Genomic DNA, 280 nt, shown 5'->3' on the forward strand with positions numbered 1-280 from the left:
GCGCGGACCGGTCCGACGTAGTAGATCACGCGCCCCCGCAAATCGACGGGAAGGGGCTCGCCGGAATCGATCAGGTCAACCATTCGCTTGTGAGCGGCGTCGCGCCCGGTCAGCATCTTTCCGGATAGAAGAGGGGTTTCGCCGCATCGCCACGAGGATGTCTCTTCCTTTGTAAGCGCATCGAGGTCCACGCGCCGAACGTTGGTCGTGTGCAAGTCCTCACTATCTATCTGGGGCCATTCGGAAAGATCGGGCGGTTGAAGCTGTACCGGTCCCGAGC

General features: G+C 61.4%; 1 protein-coding gene. It reads right to left on the reverse strand.

Annotated features, from left to right (window positions below; genetic code table 11):
* Positions 1-280 (reverse strand): fumarate hydratase C-terminal domain-containing protein (locus E5W87_RS35800; protein WP_292408777.1); only part of this gene is annotated, 280 nt, incomplete at both ends.

This window comes from Mesorhizobium sp., assembly GCF_004962925.1.
Lineage (GTDB): Bacteria > Pseudomonadota > Alphaproteobacteria > Rhizobiales > Rhizobiaceae > Mesorhizobium.